The sequence below is a fragment of the Nonomuraea sp. NPDC050556 genome (genome assembly GCF_044457355.1).
Lineage (GTDB): Bacteria > Actinomycetota > Actinomycetes > Streptosporangiales > Streptosporangiaceae > Nonomuraea.
Genome location: NZ_JBITGU010000001.1, coordinates 424089 through 441294, shown reverse-complemented (window position 1 = coordinate 441294; position 17206 = coordinate 424089). Strand labels below are relative to the sequence as shown.

Here is a 17206-nt window from a genome sequence, read left to right as displayed (position 1 = left end):
GACCAGTGGGGCTCGCGCGAGACCCCCTGGTCGCAGCCGGCCCCACCGCCACCCCCCTACGGCGGTATGCCTCCGGGTATGCCGCCTCAGCCTCCGCCGCCGACCTCGGGTACCCCCGTGTTGTCGATCATCGCTTTCGTGGCGGCCGCCATCGCGATCCTGTTCATCCCGATCCTGTTCGGGCTGGCCGGGATCGCGCTGGGCACCGTCGGCCACTTCAGGGGCGAGACCCTCGGCAAGTGGGCGGCGCTCACCTCCGGCGTCACCATGATCCTCGGAGTGTTCCTCGGTATCCTCATCGGCAGCATGAGCATCTGAGCGAAGGCTGTCGATTCCAGCGCGTGCCGCACGTCATGGCTGTGGAACGACAGGAGGGACACCGATGAAATACATGCTGCTCGTCATCGGAGACGAGGCGCCCTGGGTCAACGCGGGCGAGGAGGAACGCGCCCGCACCTACGCGGCCTGGGACGAGTACACCCGGATGCTCGTCGAGCGCGGGGCCAACCCGAGCGGCGAGGAGCTGGCCTACTCCGCCAGCGCGACCGTCGTCAGGAAGGACGGCGGCCGCTTCCTCATCACCGACGGGCCGTTCGCCGAGTCGGTGGAGCAGATCTCCGGCTACATGATGGTCGAGGCCAAGGACCTGGACGAGGCGATCGAGTTCGCCACGGCCATGCCCGCCGACTGCGAGATCAGGCCGGTGATGGAGCTGTGAAGTACGCACTGCTCCTCTACGGGGACGAGAAGGTCTGGGCAGAGGCCACGCCCGAGCAGGTCGCCGAGATGTACGCGGCCTACGACGCGTTCGGCAAGCTGCTGCGGGAGCGCGACGCCATCCTGGACGGCGACGCCCTCGAGACGCACGACACCGCGCTGACCCTGCGCAAGCGCGACGGGCAGGTGCTGCGCACCGACGGCCCGTTCGTGGAGACCGTCGAGCACCTGGGCGGCTACTACCTCGTCGAGGCCAGGGACCTGGATGAGGCGATCGAGTTCGCCAAGGCCTGCCCGGCGCCGATCGTGGAGGTGCGGCCCGTGGCGGTGTCGCCCGTGGTGGAATCGCCCGTGGTGGAGTCGCAGGTGTGAGTGACGCGGTCGAGCAGGCGTACCTGGAGCACTGGGCGCGCCTGCTCGCCCTGCTCACCGCCGAGCTGCGCGACCTCGACCTGGCCGAGGAGTCGCTGCAGGACGCCTTCACCGCAGCGGTGACCGCGTGGCCGCCGGTGCCGGCCAACCCGCCCGCCTGGCTGCTGACCGCCGCCCGCCGCCGGGCCGTCGACAGGCTCCGCCGTACGGCTGTCGCCCTGCGGAAGATGCCGCTGCTCATCGTCGAGGAGCCCGACGCCCACGAGGTCCAGGACGACCGGCTGCGGATGATCTTCACCTGCTGCCACCCGGCGCTGGCTCCCGAGGCGCGGGTGGCGCTCACGCTGCGCTGTGTCGGCGGGCTGACCACGCGGCAGATCGCGCGGCTGTTCCTGGTGAGCGAGGCGACGATGGCCGCCAGGATCACCAGGGCCAAGAAGAAGATCAGCGAGGCGGGCATCCCGTACCGCGTGCCGTCCGGTCCGGAGCTGGCCGAGCGGCGCGACGGCGTCCTGGCCGTCATCTACCTGATCTTCACCGAGGGCTACGCGGCCACCGAGGGCGACCGCATGATCACCGACGAGCTGGCGGGTGAGGCGATCGCGCTGGCCCGCATGGTGACCGAGCTGATGCCGGACGACACCGAGGCGGTGTCGCTGCTGGCGCTGATGATGCTGCACCACGCCCGCCGCGACGCCAGGACCGACCCGGACGGGAGGCTGGTACGGCTGGCGGAACAGGACCGGGCGTTGTGGCGGCACGACGAGATCGAAGCGGCCCTGGCCCTGCTGCGTCCAGGCCTGCCCGGCCCTTACCTGGTGCAGGCGGCCATCGCCGCCGAGCACGCGGCGGCCCCGAGCGCTCCTGAGACCGACTGGCCGTCGATCGCGCGGCTGTACGAGATGCTGGAGGCCATGACCGGCTCGGCCGTCGTGCGCCTCAACCGGGCCGTGGCCGTCGCTGAGGCGTTCGGTCCTGCGCGGGGGCTCGCGCTGCTGGAGGGGCTGGACGGTGCGCTGCCCCGCCACCACCTGCTGCCCGCCACCCGGGCGGAGCTGTTGCGGCGGTTGGGGCGGGTGGACGAGGCCGTGGAGGCGTACGGGAGGGCGCTGGCGCTGGTGGGCACTGCGCAGGAACGCGACTTCCTGCACACCCGGCGCGCGGAACTCACCCTCTGAGGGGAGGCGCTCGTCGCGGTGCTGCTCCTACGGTCGTGGCATGACCTCTCAGCGCCGGTGGCCCGCCTACGCGCTCGCCGCCCTCTTCCTGGCCTACGCGGCGGGCAAGGCCGCCTTCGCGTTGCAGCACCGGCTGGGTTTCCCCGGCGGGCCGCCCGCTCCTGCGGAGTACTTCATGGATCCGGCCTTCGCGCAGTGGATGGCGGCTGCCTCCGGCGTGCTGGGCGCGTGCGTCACCCTGGCCACGCTGGGCCGATGGGTTCCGAGACGGCTCATGCCGGCCGTACTGGCCGTGATGTTCCTCGCCGTGGGCGGCGGGGCGGGCATCATGATCGTGGACGGCTTCGTCGGGATCGGCATCGGCTGGCGGTGGTACCACGGCGTGGTCGGGGTCGTCGTCATCGCGCTGTTCGTGGAGACGGTGCGCTGCTACGTCGTGAGATCCTGGCCGCGTGATCCCCTCACGCGAGACCATCACCGCCAACCTGGCCGCCTTCGCGCGCGTCGAGGCGCCTCTTAGCGAGGGGCTGCGCCGTGCCGCCGTCACCGTGTGCATCCTTCTCGACAGCGGCGGCGTGCCGTACACGATGCTCATCCGCAGGGCCCCGCGGGGGCGCAACGCGGGCCAGTGGGCACTGCCGGGCGGGCGGCTGGACGAGGGCGAGGGGGCGGTCGAGGGGGCGCTGCGCGAGCTGGCCGAGGAGACGGGGGTGAGCGGGGTCACGGTGGCCGGGCTGCTGGACGACTTCGTGACCGACTCGGGGTTCGTCATCACTCCGGTGGTGGCGTTCGGCGGCACCCAAACCCCGCGCCGGGACCCGCGCGAGGTGGCCTCGATCCACCCAGTCCCGCTGGACCGCTTCCTGGCCCCGGGTGTGCCCCGCTGGAAGGGCGGGTTACTGCAGATGCCCCTGGGCCATTCCATCGTCGTCCACGCCCCGACCGGGGCGATCTTGTGGCAGTTCGCCGAGGTGGCGCTGCGCGGCCGCGAACTCCGCGTCTCGGATGTCACCCAACCCCACTGGACCAGGACCTAGCGGGTTTTGCCGGAACAAGGGGGCGTTTGACCTGCGGGTTTCGACGCTGTGCGAGCAGTCAAGACCAGAACGTGACCGCTTCTTGGAATACCAGGCTCCCAGACTCCATTAATATCGGTGAGGCCGCTGTGGCTGTGTCCCCCGGGCCGCAAATTACCGCCTTCACGGAATACCGTTCGGCTGGAGCCGTGTTGTGCATCTCGCCGAGGAGGCGACCACCACAGCGGCCTTAAGGCTCCCAGGCGCCCCACCAGAGGTGGGGCGCCTGCTTTATGGTGGGGTGCGCCGACCGACGATCCAGGAGAGCCTGTTGCTGTATCAGCTGGTGAAATTCGCCGCATCCCCGCTCGCGCAGGTGATGTGCCGTCCGCATATCTCCGGCGGGGCGAACGTGCCTAACAGGGGCGCGGCCATCCTGGCCGTCAACCACCTGTCGGTCATCGACTCCTTCCTCCTGCCCGCGCTGCTCCCACGGCACGTCACCTTCACCGCCAAGAGCGAGTACTTCTCCGGCAACCCGATCTCGCAGTGGTTCATGCGCCTGGGCGGCAGCCTGCCGATCGACCGCGAGAGCGCCACCTCCGCGCAGGCCATGCTCGACTCGGCCGCCGAGCTGCTGGAGCGCGGCGAGCTGTTCGGCATCCACCCCGAGGGCACCCGCTCCCCCGACGGCCGCCTCTACCGCGGCAAGATCGGCGTGGCCTGGCTGGCGCTGAAGACGGGCGCGCCGGTCCTGCCGGTGGCGCTGTCGGGCACGGAGAAGGTCATGCCGGTCGGCGCGAGTGTGCCCCGACCGGCGAAGGTGGGGATCGTGATCGGCGAGCCGATGACGTTCGACGGCGACTACAAGAACGCCCGTGACCGGCGCAGGGTCACCGACGAGATCATGCAGGCGATCCAGAAGCTGTCCGGTCAGGAGTATGTCCCGCAGTATGCCGCGAGCGTTAAGGCAAACCTGGACAATTCCTGATTTTTCACGACTATGCTCTGGGACCTGATCAACCAAGGGGGCTGAGCAGGTGGCGCGTGGGCGGACGATCGCGATCGTGTCCGGGGTGGGCGTGCTGGTGGTCGCCGCCGCCGGAGGGGGCGCCTGGTACCTGCTGCGTACCACGGGCAGTCCCACATCGGCGGCCCAGAGCTTCGTGACCGCCTGGCAGCAGTGGGACACCACCGCCATGGCGGCCACCCTGGCCTCCCCGCAGTCGCTCGCCCCCTACGACCAGATGCGCAAGGCCCTGGACGTCGAGGCGTTGTCCGTACGGCTGGGCCAGGTCAAGGAGGCCGACGGCACGGCCACCGCCCCCTTCGACGCCACGCTCAAGCTCAGGAACGTCGGCGAGTGGACCTACCAGGGCACCATCGACCTCAAGGTGGCCGAGCGCGCCTGGAAGGTCGACTGGAAGCCGGCCACGATGCACCCCTCGATGACCCCCGGCGCCTCCTGGGCGCTCAAGACGCGCTGGCCGGCGCGCGCCGAGATCACCGACTCCACCGGCGCCCGCATCGACGACGGCTCGGTCGGCGGCTCGGTGCAGCAGCTGGTCGGCATCCTGTCGAAGGCGACCAAGAAGGACGTCGCCAAGCTCGGCCCCTCCTACAAGGTCGGCCAGGCGGTCGGCCTCGGCGGGCTGCAGCAGACCTTCCAGAAGCGGCTGGCCGGCACCCCGGCCACCGAGATCCAGCTCGGCGAGGCCAAGCTCGGCACCATCGACGGCACCGACGGCAAGGCCGTCAAGACGACCCTCGACCCGAAGGTGCAGGCGGCGGCCGTCGCGGCCGTCAAGGACGTGGCCAAGCCCACCTCGCTGGTGGCCATCAAGCCCAGCACCGGCGAGATCCTGGCGGTGGTCAACAACGTGGGCGGCTGGAACCGGGCGCTGGACGGCCGCTACCCGCCTGGCTCCACCTTCAAGGCGGTCACCGCGATCGGGCTGCTGGCGGAGGGCGTCGAGCCTGAGCAGAAGGTGACCTGCCCGGTGTTCGCGAACGTCGGCGGGCTGAAGATCCGCAACTCCGACCACGAGACGTTCCCGTCGCTGAGCTTCTCCGACTCCTTCGCCCACTCGTGCAACACCACGTTCGCGCCGCTGGCCGCCGAGAAGCTGGGCGCCGACAAGCTGCTGAAGACGGCCGAGGCGGTCGGCTTCAACCAGCCGCTGAGCATCGGCGTGCCCGCCACCAAGGCCAGCTTCCCGCGCGCGGAGTCGGACGCCGAGCTGGCCGCCGAGTCGTTCGGCCAGGCCAGGATCACCGCCAGCCCGCTGTCGATCGCGTCGGTGGCCGCGGCCATCGCCGACGGCATGTGGCGGCCGCCGACGCTGGTGGAGGGGCTGACGCAGAAGACCGACCCGCAGGAGCTGCCCGCCGGGGTGAAGACGAAGCTGCACGCGATGATGTCGGCGGTGGTCACGAAGGGTACGGCCAGCTCGGCGGGGCTGCCGGCCGGCACGCGCGGCAAGACGGGCACGGCCGAGTTCGGCAGCGGCCCCAAGCTCGACACCCACGCCTGGTTCATGGGCTTCAGGGGCGACGTGGCGTTCGCGGTCGTCGTGGAGGGCGGCGGTGGCGGCGGCAAGGTGGCCGCCCCGGTCGCCGCGACGTTCCTCAAGGGCCTGTAGCGGCTTCCCAGCCCTTCTCCAGCAGGTCGAAGGCGCGCTCGATGCCCTCGCGGCCCTTGGCCAGATCGTTGGACTGCAGCGCGAAACGGGCCAGCGCCGCGCACAGCAGGTCATCGTGCGGAACGCCGATCTCGTCGGCGATCGCCCTCGCCAGGGCCGTCTCGTGGCGCATCCACATGCGCCTGCCGTACTCGTGAAGGGCGGGCGTGCTCTCGATCAGCCGGATGAAGGCCGCCTGTGCGGGCTCCTCCTGCGGCGACGGCTCGGTGAGCGCCAGCATCCTGGCGCGCAGCGCGGCGGGGATCGACTGGCCGGGTGACCGTTCGCGCACGGCCGAGACGAGTTCCTGCTCCACCGCCGAGTCGCGGTCGAAGACGAGCGACTCCTTGCTGGGGAAGTGCTTGAACAGCGTCGTGGTGGAGACGTCGGCGGCGTCGGCGACCTCCTTGACGCTCACCGCGTCGAAGCCGCGCTCCAGGAACAGCTTCAGCGCTGCGTCGGCCAGCGCCTGCCGGGTGGCCGCCTTCTTGCGCTCACGCCGTCCCACCGTCACATCGGTCATGCGCCCACCCTATCGCCCGAGGTGGCCTCAATCAAAAAGTTGTCTCGTTGCACTTTTTTAGTGAGTGTGCTTTTCTGTGGTCCATGACCCCAAGAACCATCCGCTTCACGCTGCTCGGCGTCATGCTCGCCATGCTGCTGGCCATGCTCGACAACGCCATCGTCGGCACCGCGATGCCGACGATCGTCGGCGACCTGGGCGGCCTGGCCCACATCTCCTGGGTGGTGACCGCCTACACGCTGGCCACCGCCGCAGCCACGCCCGTCTGGGGCAAGTTCGGCGACCTGCTGGGACGCAAGCGCGTCTTCCTCACCGCGGTCGGCGTCTTCCTGGCCGGATCCGTCCTGTCGGGCGCCGCGCAGACGATGGGCCAGCTCATCGCCTTCCGCGCGGTGCAGGGCCTGGGCGCGGGCGGCATCGCCGCGCTGGCCTTCGCCCTCATCGGCACCCTCGTCTCACCCCGCGAGCGCGGCCGCTACCAGGGCATGACCGCCACCGTCATGGCGGTGGGCACCATCGCGGGGCCGCTGCTCGGCGGCGTGGTCGCCGAGCACCTGGGCTGGCGGTGGGCGTTCTACGTCAACATCCCGCTCGGCCTGCTCGCCCTGGCGTGGTGCGCGATCATGCTCAAACTGCCCGCCACCCGCGCCAAGGCCGCCGTCGACTGGACCGGCATCGCCCTGATGACGGTGACCATATGCGCGATCGTGCTGGCCGCCACCTGGGCGGGCGCCGAGTACGCCTGGGGCTCCTGGCAGATCCTGTCCCTGGCCGCCGTCGCCGTAGTCGGGCTGGCGCTCTTCGTCGCCGCACAGCGGCGGGCCGCTGAGCCGGTGCTGCCGCTGCGCGTCTTCGCCGAGCGCAACTTCCGCCTGGCCTGCGTCATGGTGTTCTGCGCCGGGGTGGTCATGTTCGGCGCCACCCTCTACCTGCCGCTGTTCCAGCAGATCGTCCAGCACGCCTCGGCCACCAACTCCGGGCTGCTGCTCCTGCCGATGATGGTGCCGATCGCGCTGGTGTCCAACGTCGCGGGCAAGGTGATGTCCAGGACCGGCCGCTACAAGATCTTCCCGATCCTCGGCGCCGGGTTCCTGACCGTCGGCTGCGCGTTGCTGGCCACCATGGGCACCGCCACCTCGCCCGCCCTGACCGGCGCCTACAGCGCGCTGGTCGGCGTGGGACTGGGGTTCCTCATGCAGATGACGACGACGCTCGCCCAGAACAGCGTCGAGATGCGTGACCTCGGGGTGGCCTCTGCGGCGGTGACGCTGTTCCGCACCATCGGCGGGTCCCTGGGCGTGGCGGTGTTCGGCTCGCTGTTCACCCGCGCCACCGCCGGCGACCTGACCTCGCTGCAGGCGGTGGCGAACGGCACGCAGAACATCTTCCTGCTGGCCGCCGTGGCCTGCGCGGTCGCCTTCGTGGCCGCGCTGCTGGTCAGGGAGGTGCCGCTGCGCGGCGCGCCTCAGCCGGACAGCGCACGCACGAAGAGCGTGAGCACGTCGTCGGCGTAGCCGGTGGTCAACTCCCCCGTACGCAGCAGCCACCGGTAGTAGAACGGCCCGTACAGCACCTCGACCACCACGTCGAGGTCCACGTCCCGGCGCACCTGCCCCGCCTCCTGCGCCGCCGCCAACCGGCGCTTGACGGTGGCCAGCGTGGGGCGCAGCACCTGCTCCCGCATCCGCTCGCCCAGCGCCGGGTCGTCCTGGACGTCGGTGTTGAGCGCGCGGTAGGCGGCCTCGAAGTCCGGGTCGTTGAACTCTGCCACCGTGGCGTGCAGCACCAGCCGCAGGTCGGCGACGATGTCGCCGGTGTCGGGCAGCTCGCCGGGCGCGGCCGGGTTGAGCGCCAGGAAGGCGTCGAACACCACCGCCGCCTTCGACGGCCACCACCGGTAGATGGTCTGCTTGCCCACCCCGGCGCGCGCGGCGATCGCCTCGACGCTCACCCTGGCGTACCCGACCTCCTTGATCAGCTCGATCGCGGCGGCCAGGATGGCCTGGCGGGAGCGCTCGTTGCGCCGGGTCGGGTCGGGTGCCTTGTCGGTCATGCGGCGACTATACGAGGCGCAACGTCTCGTCTCCGCGCAGGGTGGCACACTGGGCCAATGTTCGGGATCGTCCGCCCCTGCCGGCATGGAATGTGCAGCGGGTTATTCAAGGAGTGGATGGCCCACCTGTGCGGCCTCTGCCTGACTTTGCGCGATGAGCACGGGCACGCGGCCCGGCTGGTCACCAACTACGACGGGCTGATCGTCTCGGTACTGGTCGAGGCGCAGAGCGTGGCAGCCGCCCCGCGCCGGCGCGCGTCTGCGTGCCTGCTGCGGGGACTGAAGGGCGCCGACGTGGTGCAGGCCGAGGGGGCGCGGCTGGCGGCGTCGGTGTCGCTGATCCTGGCCGCCGCCAAGGTCGGCGACCACGTGGCCGATCGGGACGGGATGTACGGCAGGCCGCTCGTCGGCGCGGCGGCCGGGTGGGTGGCGGCACGCTGGGCCAGGGCCGGATCGCGTACGGCTGCCGCGGTCGGCTTCGACCCCGGGGCGCTGACCGGGGCGGTGGCCCGGCAGTCCCGCCTGGAGTCCACGCCAGGAGTGGGGTTGCTCGACCTCACCGCCCCCACCGAGGCGGCGGTGTCCGCCGCCTTCGCGCACACCGCGGTACTCGCCGGGCGCCCGGCGAACCGGGCGCCGCTGGAGGAGATCGGCCGCCTGTTCGGACGGCTGGCGCACCTGCTGGACGCGGTCGAGGACCTCTCGGACGACCGCGCTTCCGGGCGCTACAACCCGCTCGACGCGACCGGCACCGACCTGGCGACCGCGCGGCGGCACTGCGACGACGCGCTGCTGGGGGTACGGCTGGCGGTGGCGGAACTGGAGCTGGAGCGGCGCAGGCTGGTGGAAGCGCTGCTGGTCAGGGAGCTCTCCCAGTCCGTCACCCGCACCTTCGCGACCACCCCTTCCACGGATCCCTCAGCCGACCCCGACGAGGAGACGCCGCGGCAAGATCCGGGACCGGGCGGGTTGCTCGGGCTCACCTGCGCCGCCGCGACCTGCTGCACCTGCGGCCTGTACCGCGCACCGTGGGACGAGGAGCGGGAAAAGGGCTGCCTGGGCCGCTGCGACTGCCCCGGATGCGACGGCTGCGACGGTTGTGATGGCTGCTGCGACTGCTGCCCCGACGGTTGCGACTGCGGCTGCGACTGCTGAGCACCGCAGGCGGGATCACAGGGCGAGGGCGGCGGCCTCGTGGCGGAGAACGAGGATGAGCAACGTGGCGACCAGGGTGGCGATGAGCAGCCAGCTGATCGCGATGATGACCGTGGAACGGCGTGGCCGGCGGCGGACCACGGGTTCGCCCTCGGCCCTGGCCTGGCGGCGGCGGTCGGACTCCTCGCTGCGGCGGACGCGGTCGTTGAACGACTCCAGCCGGGCGACGAGTCGCGGATCATCGTCGACGAGGTGCCGCTCGATCTGGGCCAGCATTCGCTCCTCGTCCTGCGACCAGGCCATGGTGCACCTCCGGAACGCAAGCTCTGTGCCGACGTTCTGCCCAACCATCAAGATCATTAGCCGTGTCATGGACAGGTAATTGCAACCTCTTTCCGGTTGCGATCATGATCGAACATGCGTTCTAATCATGGGATGCGCTGGGACAACCTCCGCCTGACCGAAGCGGGATCAGGGGATTTGCCGCTCTTCGGGGGAGCGGTCACGAGAACGTTTGACACGCCGGAATTCGCCGGAATGACGTTCTTCGAGATCCAGGCGCGTTCCATCATCAACAAGGTTCCTGGCGCCAGCCGCGTGCCGTTCACCCACACCATCAACCCCTACCGCGGGTGCGGCCACCGCTGCCTCTACTGCTTCGCCCGCAGCACGCACAAATATCTCGACATGGACGCCGGCCTCGACTTCGACTCCAAGATCGTGGTGAAGGTCAACGCGGGCGAGCTGGCACGCAAGGAGCTGGCCGCGCCGCGCTGGGGCGGCCACCACGTCGCCATGGGCAGCAACGTCGACTGCTACCAGCGCGCCGAGGGCCGCTACCGGCTGATGCGCCCCATCATCGAGGCGCTGCGCGACGCGGCCAACCCGTTCTCCATCCTCACCAAGGGCACGCTCATCCTGCGCGACCTCGACCTGCTGACCGAGGCGGCCGAGGTCACCGAGGTGGGCGCTGCGGTGTCGGTGGGCTTCCTCGACCCTGACGCGTGGCGTTCGGTGGAGCCTGGCACGCCCAACCCGATGCGCCGCCTGGAGGTGTGCGCCACGCTCAACGCCAGCGGCATCCCCTGCGGGGTGCTGATGGCGCCGATCCTGCCCTACCTGACCGACTCCCCCGACCAGTTGGAGCGCACGGTGCGGGCGATCGGGGAGGCGGGCGCCACCCACGTCTCCCCCATCGTGCTGCACCTGCGGCCCGGGGCCCGCGAGTGGTTCCTGGGGTGGCTGGGGCGCGAGCACCCGCGGCTGGTGCCGCGCTACCTGGAGCTGTACGGGCGCGGCGCCTACGCGCCGCGCGCCTACCAGGACCGCATCACCGCCACGATCCGCGACCTGGCCCATCGCCACGGCGTGGGCCGCTCCTCCTCTGCCGTCATCCGCCGCCTGCCCCCGAAGCCCCCACCGGGCCCCGAACAGTTGTCCCTTTTGTAGCGCTACGCTGCGAACATGTCTTTTCAGGCCTATCTGGACAACATCGAGACCAAGACCGGGCTCACCCCGCGGCAGTTCATCGCGCTGGCCCACGAACGCGGCTTCGACGACCCCGCCACGAAGGCGGGCACCATCATCGACTGGCTCAAGCAGGACTTCGACCTGGGCCGCGGGCACGCCATGGCGCTCGTCCACGTGATCAAGAAGGGCCCGGCGATCGACGCCAAGCACGTCGGCACCACCGGCCCGCACCGCGACGAGTCCGACACGCTCTGGCTGGACGGCAAGGACAACCGGTAGGTCAGTGGCGCAGGCGGAACCACCACGCGCGGGCCGCCTGCCAGAGCATGGCGAGCCTGCCGGGGCTGTTGTAGATGATGAAGTCGTCGAAGGCGTGGATGCCCCGCCGTTCCACCAGCGTGGCCGCCGCGTCGCGGACGGCCCGCAACCGGTCGAGGGACAGCTCCAGCGGCGGCTCGTCCGGCTGGTAGGTGGCGCCCATCGGGTAGTCGCGCCCCGGCCGCCGCGTCATCTCGATGTGGCAGCCCAGCACGTGCGTCACCGGCCTGGCCTCGGCGAAGGCCACCATGCGCTCCAAGGTCGCGACGAAGGCCGGGTAGTCGCGGGCGTACAGGCGTCCCGGGTAGACGGTGTCGCCGGTGAACAGCAGCCCGGTCCACCCGTCGTACACGGTGATCGCGCTGTCGTGATGGCCGGGGCTGCCGATGATCTCCAGCACGCGCCCGCCCAGGTCGAAGGTCACCACCTGGTCCGGCCACGCGGTGAAGCCGTAGAAGTCCTGGACCGCCGCCGCATCCACGCCCACGACCGTCGTCGCGGCGCGCCCGGCGAACTGGGCGTCGCCCGCGATGTGGTCGCCGTGCGCGTGGGTGTGCGCGACCACCAGTTCGTACCCTTCACGCGGGTGTACGGCCAGCCACTCGTCCACCAGCCGGTCCACGCACTCGCGCAGCGGGTAGGCGTCGCTGGCGCCGCTGTCCAGCAGCAGCGCCCTGGACTGGCCGAACATCAGGAACAGGAACGGCCCCTCGAAGTGCACCGTCTTGCTCTGCCGCAGCACGAAGGTGTGCGCGTCGTAGGCGTGTACCTGAATCGGCGGCTCGCCGTCCGCCCCGTGGATCCACCGCACCCGCAGGTCGCCGTCCACGGGGGCGCCTGTCACGAAGTCGATCGGCATACCCCACCACCCTAAGCCACGAAATTTACTGATACATGCGCCTTTAATGAGAAACGCCTGGCTAGAGCGGCTCGATCATGCACAATGACGCGGTGAGCCGAGAGGGTGCGGAGACGACGATCGCCCGGCGCCTGGCCTGCCTGCGCGCCGCCGCCGGGCTACGCCTGGACGAGGCCGCTGCCGCCGTGGGCTGTCAGCAGGCGGCCATCGCCCGCCTGGAGAGCGGCCGCGAAATGCTGTCCGAGCATGAGCTGGCCGCCCTGCTGACCCGGTACGGCGTGCACGACTGGTTCGCCCGCGAGCACGTCCTGGCCCTGGCGCGCGGCGCCCGCACGCCGGGCTGGTTCGACGCGGCCGACATCCCGCTGCCCCAGGCCGCGGCGCTGGCCCTGGAGGATCACGCCAGCCTCATCTACAGCTACGCGCCGCAGTTCATCCCGCCGCTGCTGCAGACCAGGGCGTACGCCGAGGCGGCCGTGCGCGCGGCCAGGCACCCGGGCGCCACCCCCGACCAGATCAGGCGCGGCGCCGACCAGGTGATGCGGCGCCAGGAGGTGCTGGACCGCACCGCGATGTGGGTGGTGCTCGACCAGCGCGCCCTGCTGGAGCAGCCGCTGGCCGGGGTGGAGGCGCGGGTGGCGCAGTTCGACGCGCTGATCGCGGCGGCCAAGGAGCGGCACATCACGCTGCAGATCGCCCGCTCCAGCACGGTGACGCACTACCTCTACCAGGGCGCGCCGTTCACGCTGCTGCGCTTTCCCGAGTCGCACCGCCCGGACGTGCTGGCGCTGCACCTGCTGCACGGGCCTTCGCTGGTCGGTGAGCGGCAGCAGGTGGAGGACTACCACGTCGCCTTCGCCCGGCTCTACATCTCCGCCCACCCCATCGACGCGACCGCCGACGTGCTGTCCGACCTGCGCCGGGCGGTGTGCGGGACATAGGGGTATCTACCCATTGGGCCGGGCCCGGAGGGGCGTCACACTGCCAAGGGTGACGCACACAAGACTTCTGGCGGCCGCCGCGTGCCTGGCCGCCCTCTGCGTGTCCGCCGCCCCGGCGCAGGCGGCGACCGGCTGGGGACCGATCAGCTCGCCGAACGGCGTCGCGACCGCCAAGGGCAAGGTCGTGACGCAGGACGAGGACAACTCCTTCCAGGCCACCCTCAAGAGGAACAAGCCCGGCTGCGCCTGGCTCGTCGTCGACGTGCGCGAGGACACCGCCGACTGGCACACACTGCGCTTCAGCCAGTGCGGGGCGGGCTCGCGCGACATCAGCAAGCTCTTCTACGAAGCCAACTGGATCAAGGTGCGGGTCTGCGACGGAACCGCCGCCAAGCCGGTGACCTGCACCCCGATGAAGACCCTCAGCCTGGGCGCCGTTTAACCACATGTCGGATTTGTCGTGCAAATGGGTATTAAGGCGTTTGGTGTCCGACGTTCGGGCGCCATGCCACACGGGGGGGAAACACCATGGCAGAGGCAAAGAAGAAACCCGCGGCCAAGTCCGGCAAGGCCAAGAAGACCGCGATCAAGACCACCAGAGCCGCCAAAGCAGCAAAGAAGCAGGCCCAGAAGCCGCCCGTCGAGTAGGACGGCTTCCGCACGCTGACATGATCGGACAGCCGGGTCCCACAGCCCGGCTGTCCGACGTTCGGAGCCAGCCATGCCTGCCTACCTGCGTTTTCCCGCCATCCACGGCGACCTCGTCGTCTTCACGGCGGAGGACGACCTGTGGAGCGTGCACGCCGACGGCGGCCGCGCCCACCGGCTGACCGCGGGCGTGGCCGAGGCCGGTTACCCCCGCTTCTCCCCCTCGGGCGCCGACCTGGCGTTCGTCGGCCGCGAGGAGGGCCCGGAAGAGGTCTACGTCATGCCGGCCGACGGCGGCGCGGCCCGCCGCCTCACCTTCCACGGCGCCCGCTGCACCGTCACCGGCTGGGACCCGCAGGGCCGCATCCTGTACGCCAGCGACGAGTGCCAGCCCTTCGAGGGCCGCAAGTGGCTGCACCGCGTCGCCCCCGGCGGCGTTCCGGAGCGCCTGCCGTACGGCCCGGCCAACAGCATCGCGCACGGGCCCGACCAGATGATCGTCCTGGGCCGCAACACCGCCGACCCCGCCCGCTGGAAGCGCTACCGCGGCGGCACCGTCGGCGACCTGTGGATCGACCGCACCGGCGAGGGCGCCTTCGAGCGCCTCATCCGCCTGCCGGGCAACCTGGCCGCCCCCTGCTGGGCGGCGCGCCGGGTGTTCTTCCTGTCCGACCACGAGGGCGTCGGCAACGTCTACTCCTGCACTCCGCAGGGCGACGACCTGCGCCGCCACACCCATCACCAGGACTTCTACGCGCGCAACCTGTCCAGCGACGGCGCCCGCCTCGTCTACCACGCCGGCGCCGACCTCTACCTGCTCGACCCGGACCGGGGGTCACGCGTGGTCGAGGTACGGCTGGCCAGCTCGCGCACCCAGCGCAACCGGCGCTTCGTCGACGCCGACGCCTACCTCGACAGCGCCACCCTCACCCCCGACGGCACCGCCCTGGCCGTCACCACCCGCGGCAAGGCCTACACCATGGCCCACTGGGAGGGACCTGTCCGCCAGCACGGCGCGCCCGACGGCGTGCGCTACCGCTGGCTCACCGACCTCGGCGACGACCGGCTCGTCGCCGCCGCCAGCGACGACAGCGACGAGGAGAAGCTCCTGCTCCTCGACGGCACCGTCCTCGGGCTGCTGGGCCGTACCACCGACCTGGTGCCAGACCCGGCGGGCCAGCGCCTGGCGCTGACCAACCACCGCGGCGAGCTGCACCTGCTCGACCTGGCCACCCGCCAGGCCACCCTCGTCGAGGCCAACCCGCACGGCCCGCCGGAGGACCCGGCCTGGTCGGCGGACGGCCAGTGGCTGGCCTACGCCAGCCCCCTGTCGGCCCAGCGCACCGCCATCAAGCTGCACCACCCGGCCACCGGGCAGACGGTCCTGGCCACCCAGCCGGTCCTCAAGGACACCCGGCCCGCCTTCGACCCGCAGGGCCGCTACCTGTACTTCATCGGCCAGCGCGCCTTCACCCCCGTCTACGACGCCCTGCAGTTCGACCTCGGCTTCCCCCTGGGCACCCGCCCCTACGCCATCGCGCTGCGCGCCGACGTCCCCGACCCGTTCCTGGCCCAGCCGCGCCCCCTGGACGTCAAGGACGACGAGGACGAGGAGGTGCCGCCCGTCACCGTCGACGTCGAGGGCCTCACCCGCCGCGTCACCGCCTTCCCGCTGCCGGAGGGCCGCTACGAGCGCCTGGCCGGGCTGAACGGCAAAGCCCTCATCCTGACCAGCCCCCTCGAGGCCGACGACGGCGTCCTGCACCTGTACGACTTCGACAAGCACAAGAACGAGACCTTCGCCGAGGGCGTCACCGACTTCCAGCTAGGCCGCGACCACAAGACTCTCCTCTACCGGGCGGGCGACCGGCTGCGCGTGCTCAAAGCCGGCGAAGTGCCTGACCACGACGACGACTCCCCTTCGCGGCAGAGCGGCTGGATCGACCTGAGCCGCATCAAGGTGTCGGTCTGCCCCGACGCCGAGTGGCGGCAGATGTTCCGCGAGGCGTGGCGGCTGCAGCGGGAGAACTTCTGGAGCCAGGACATGGCCGGCATCGACTGGAGCGCCGTCTACGACCGCTACCTGCCGCTCGTCGACCGCGTCACCACCAGGAGCGAGTTCTCCGACCTGCTGTGGGAACTGCACGGCGAGCTCGCCACCAGCCACGCCTACGAGTCCGGCGGCGAGTACCGGCCCGGCCCCGACTACGTGCAGGGCAAGCTCGGCGTCGACTGGCACTACGCCGACGGCCACTACCGCATCGGCGCCATCGTCACCGGCGACCCGTGGGACCCGGCGGCGACCTCGCCGCTCAACCGCCCCGGCGTCGACGTACGGCCGGGCGACATCGTCACCGCCATCGACGGCCACCCCATCGGCGCCGCCACCACCCCCAACGAACGCCTGGTCAACCAGGCGGGCCAGGAAGTCGAGCTGACCCTCAGACGCGGCCCGGACACCTTCACCGCCACCGTCAAGGCCATCGACGACGAGCAGCCGGGCCGCTACCGCGACTGGGTCAACCTCAACCGCCTGCACTGCCACACCCGCTCCGGCGGCGCCATCGGCTACCTGCACGTCCCCGACATGGGCACCGAGGGGTTCGCCGAGTTCCACCGCGGCTTCCTGGCCGAGTACGACCGCCAGGCGCTCATCGTCGACGTCCGCTTCAACGGCGGCGGCCACGTCTCGGCCCTACTGCTGGAGAAGCTCGCCCGCCGCCGCCTCGGCTACGACTACCCCCGCTGGGGCGACCCGGAGCCCTACCCGCCGGAGTCGCCGCGCGGCCCGCTGGTCGCCATCACCAACGAGTACGCCGGATCGGACGGCGACATCTTCAGCCACACCTTCAAGCTGCTGCGCCTGGGCCCGCTCGTCGGCAAGCGCACTTGGGGCGGCGTCATCGGCATCTGGCCGCGCCACCGCCTGGCCGACGGCACCCTCACCACCCAGCCCGAGTTCTCCTTCGCCTTCGACGACGTCGGCCACCGGGTCGAGAACTACGGCACCGACCCGGACATCGAGGTGGACATCACCCCGCAGGACTACGCGGCGGGCCTGGACACCCAGCTCGACACGGCCATCGACACCGCCCTTGACCTGCTGGCCCAGCACCCGCCGCACACCCCCAACCCAGCACGTCGCCCCAGAATGCAACCGTGATGATGTTTTGAGCGTCTAACGGGTGGAGTGCGGCCACGGGGACAGACGGCGTACTCCTGTATTGCGGGACAATGTGCCGGTGGTGAGTGTTCTCACCACCGGCCATGTGCGT

At 70.9% G+C, this 17206-nt stretch carries 19 protein-coding genes; 15 read left to right on the top strand and 4 right to left on the bottom strand.

The features are described 5' to 3' along the window. The first annotated feature begins 117 nt into the window (after nucleotides 1-117). From ACIBG8_RS02205 to ACIBG8_RS02170, 8 genes are all read left to right on the top strand, one after another. Nucleotides 118-318, top strand: coding sequence for a hypothetical protein (locus ACIBG8_RS02205; RefSeq protein ID WP_397340617.1), 201 nt, complete (start codon nucleotides 118-120; stop codon nucleotides 316-318). A 64-nt stretch (nucleotides 319-382) separates the two neighbouring features. Continuing rightward, complete coding sequence (locus tag ACIBG8_RS02200) at nucleotides 383-718, top strand: YciI family protein (RefSeq protein ID WP_397340615.1); 336 nt, start codon at nucleotides 383-385, stop codon at nucleotides 716-718. Beyond that, a complete protein-coding gene (locus ACIBG8_RS02195) occupies nucleotides 715-1089 on the top strand; it encodes a YciI family protein (RefSeq protein WP_397340614.1) in 375 nt (124 codons plus the stop codon). The genes ACIBG8_RS02200 and ACIBG8_RS02195 overlap by 4 nt, the downstream gene beginning before the upstream one ends. After that, entirely contained in the window at nucleotides 1086-2267 is a 1182-nt protein-coding gene (locus ACIBG8_RS02190) for an RNA polymerase sigma factor (protein ID WP_397340613.1), read from the top strand. Before ACIBG8_RS02195 ends, ACIBG8_RS02190 begins: the two co-directional genes overlap by 4 nt. Before the next feature lie 40 nt (nucleotides 2268-2307). Further along, the gene (locus tag ACIBG8_RS02185; RefSeq protein WP_397340612.1) at nucleotides 2308-2787 is read left to right on the top strand and encodes a hypothetical protein; all 480 of its coding nucleotides are present in this window, start codon (nucleotides 2308-2310) and stop codon (nucleotides 2785-2787) included. Next, nucleotides 2720-3304 carry an NUDIX hydrolase gene (locus ACIBG8_RS02180; RefSeq protein ID WP_397340611.1) on the top strand — a complete coding sequence of 195 codons (585 nt, stop codon included), beginning with the start codon at nucleotides 2720-2722 and terminating at the stop codon, nucleotides 3302-3304. Before ACIBG8_RS02185 ends, ACIBG8_RS02180 begins: the two co-directional genes overlap by 68 nt. A 310-nt stretch (nucleotides 3305-3614) precedes the next feature. Beyond that, nucleotides 3615-4274 (top strand): lysophospholipid acyltransferase family protein, encoded by a 660-nt coding sequence (locus ACIBG8_RS02175; protein WP_397340610.1) that lies wholly within the window; start codon nucleotides 3615-3617, stop codon nucleotides 4272-4274. A 49-nt stretch (nucleotides 4275-4323) separates the two neighbouring features. Further along, on the top strand, nucleotides 4324-5925 hold the full coding sequence (locus ACIBG8_RS02170; RefSeq protein WP_397340609.1) for a penicillin-binding transpeptidase domain-containing protein: 1602 nt from the start codon (nucleotides 4324-4326) through the stop codon (nucleotides 5923-5925). Here ACIBG8_RS02170 and ACIBG8_RS02165 read toward each other — a convergent pair. Then, nucleotides 5912-6487 carry a TetR/AcrR family transcriptional regulator gene (locus ACIBG8_RS02165; protein ID WP_397340608.1) on the bottom strand — a complete coding sequence of 192 codons (576 nt, stop codon included), beginning with the start codon at nucleotides 6485-6487 and terminating at the stop codon, nucleotides 5912-5914. The genes ACIBG8_RS02170 and ACIBG8_RS02165 overlap by 14 nt on opposite strands. Before the next feature lie 83 nt (nucleotides 6488-6570). Here ACIBG8_RS02165 and ACIBG8_RS02160 point away from each other — a divergent pair, with 83 nt between their 5' ends. Further along, nucleotides 6571-8001 carry an MDR family MFS transporter gene (locus tag ACIBG8_RS02160; protein ID WP_397340607.1) on the top strand — a complete coding sequence of 477 codons (1431 nt, stop codon included), beginning with the start codon at nucleotides 6571-6573 and terminating at the stop codon, nucleotides 7999-8001. Here ACIBG8_RS02160 and ACIBG8_RS02155 read toward each other — a convergent pair. After that, nucleotides 7953-8540, bottom strand: coding sequence for a TetR/AcrR family transcriptional regulator (locus ACIBG8_RS02155; RefSeq protein WP_397340606.1), 588 nt, complete (start codon nucleotides 8538-8540; stop codon nucleotides 7953-7955). The two genes, ACIBG8_RS02160 and ACIBG8_RS02155, sit on opposite strands and share 49 nt — an antisense overlap. A gap of 57 nt (nucleotides 8541-8597) precedes the next feature. Here ACIBG8_RS02155 and ACIBG8_RS02150 point away from each other — a divergent pair, with 57 nt between their 5' ends. Then, nucleotides 8598-9695: a DUF5685 family protein gene (locus tag ACIBG8_RS02150; RefSeq protein ID WP_397340605.1), complete on the top strand. Its 1098-nt coding sequence runs from the start codon at nucleotides 8598-8600 to the stop codon at nucleotides 9693-9695. Nucleotides 9696-9710: 15 nt separating this feature from the next. Here the strand turns inward: ACIBG8_RS02150 and ACIBG8_RS02145 are convergent, their stop codons facing one another. Beyond that, nucleotides 9711-9998 carry a DUF3040 domain-containing protein gene (locus ACIBG8_RS02145; protein WP_397340604.1) on the bottom strand — a complete coding sequence of 96 codons (288 nt, stop codon included), beginning with the start codon at nucleotides 9996-9998 and terminating at the stop codon, nucleotides 9711-9713. A 132-nt stretch (nucleotides 9999-10130) separates the two neighbouring features. On the opposite strand from ACIBG8_RS02145, the gene ACIBG8_RS02140 reads away from it, so the two are divergent. After that, on the top strand, nucleotides 10131-11144 hold the full coding sequence (locus ACIBG8_RS02140) for an Rv2578c family radical SAM protein (protein WP_397343884.1): 1014 nt from the start codon (nucleotides 10131-10133) through the stop codon (nucleotides 11142-11144). A gap of 15 nt (nucleotides 11145-11159) precedes the next feature. After that, a complete protein-coding gene (locus tag ACIBG8_RS02135) occupies nucleotides 11160-11444 on the top strand; it encodes a DUF4287 domain-containing protein (RefSeq protein WP_397340603.1) in 285 nt (94 codons plus the stop codon). Nucleotide 11445: 1 nt separating this feature from the next. On the opposite strand, the gene ACIBG8_RS02130 is transcribed toward ACIBG8_RS02135, so the two are convergent. Beyond that, complete coding sequence (locus ACIBG8_RS02130; RefSeq protein ID WP_397340602.1) at nucleotides 11446-12342, bottom strand: MBL fold metallo-hydrolase; 897 nt, start codon at nucleotides 12340-12342, stop codon at nucleotides 11446-11448. Between the two features lie 92 nt (nucleotides 12343-12434). Between ACIBG8_RS02130 and ACIBG8_RS02125 the strand changes: the two genes are divergently transcribed. From ACIBG8_RS02125 to ACIBG8_RS02115, 3 genes are all read left to right on the top strand, one after another. Next, nucleotides 12435-13283, top strand: coding sequence for a Scr1 family TA system antitoxin-like transcriptional regulator (locus tag ACIBG8_RS02125; RefSeq protein WP_397340601.1), 849 nt, complete (start codon nucleotides 12435-12437; stop codon nucleotides 13281-13283). A gap of 49 nt (nucleotides 13284-13332) precedes the next feature. Beyond that, nucleotides 13333-13725, top strand: coding sequence for a hypothetical protein (locus tag ACIBG8_RS02120; RefSeq protein WP_397340600.1), 393 nt, complete (start codon nucleotides 13333-13335; stop codon nucleotides 13723-13725). Nucleotides 13726-14004: 279 nt separating this feature from the next. Next, entirely contained in the window at nucleotides 14005-17094 is a 3090-nt protein-coding gene (locus ACIBG8_RS02115; RefSeq protein WP_397340599.1) for a PDZ domain-containing protein, read from the top strand. Nucleotides 17095-17206: the final 112 nt, after the last annotated feature.

Excerpts from the sequence above, each read along its gene's own strand:
- ACIBG8_RS02130 (WP_397340602.1), bottom strand. The coding sequence starts at position 12,342 with ATGCCGATCGACTTCGTGACAGGCGCCCCCGTGGACGGCGACCTGCGG.
- ACIBG8_RS02165 (WP_397340608.1), bottom strand. The coding sequence starts at position 6,487 with ATGACCGATGTGACGGTGGGACGGCGTGAGCGCAAGAAGGCGGCCACC.
- ACIBG8_RS02155 (WP_397340606.1), bottom strand. The coding sequence starts at position 8,540 with ATGACCGACAAGGCACCCGACCCGACCCGGCGCAACGAGCGCTCCCGC.
- ACIBG8_RS02160 (WP_397340607.1), top strand. The coding sequence starts at position 6,571 with ATGACCCCAAGAACCATCCGCTTCACGCTGCTCGGCGTCATGCTCGCC.
- ACIBG8_RS02145 (WP_397340604.1), bottom strand. The coding sequence starts at position 9,998 with ATGGCCTGGTCGCAGGACGAGGAGCGAATGCTGGCCCAGATCGAGCGG.
- ACIBG8_RS02135 (WP_397340603.1), top strand. The coding sequence starts at position 11,160 with ATGTCTTTTCAGGCCTATCTGGACAACATCGAGACCAAGACCGGGCTC.
- ACIBG8_RS02185 (WP_397340612.1), top strand. The coding sequence starts at position 2,308 with ATGACCTCTCAGCGCCGGTGGCCCGCCTACGCGCTCGCCGCCCTCTTC.
- ACIBG8_RS02150 (WP_397340605.1), top strand. The coding sequence starts at position 8,598 with ATGTTCGGGATCGTCCGCCCCTGCCGGCATGGAATGTGCAGCGGGTTA.
- ACIBG8_RS02140 (WP_397343884.1), top strand. The coding sequence starts at position 10,131 with ATGCGCTGGGACAACCTCCGCCTGACCGAAGCGGGATCAGGGGATTTG.
- ACIBG8_RS02200 (WP_397340615.1), top strand. The coding sequence starts at position 383 with ATGAAATACATGCTGCTCGTCATCGGAGACGAGGCGCCCTGGGTCAAC.
- ACIBG8_RS02115 (WP_397340599.1), top strand. The coding sequence starts at position 14,005 with ATGCCTGCCTACCTGCGTTTTCCCGCCATCCACGGCGACCTCGTCGTC.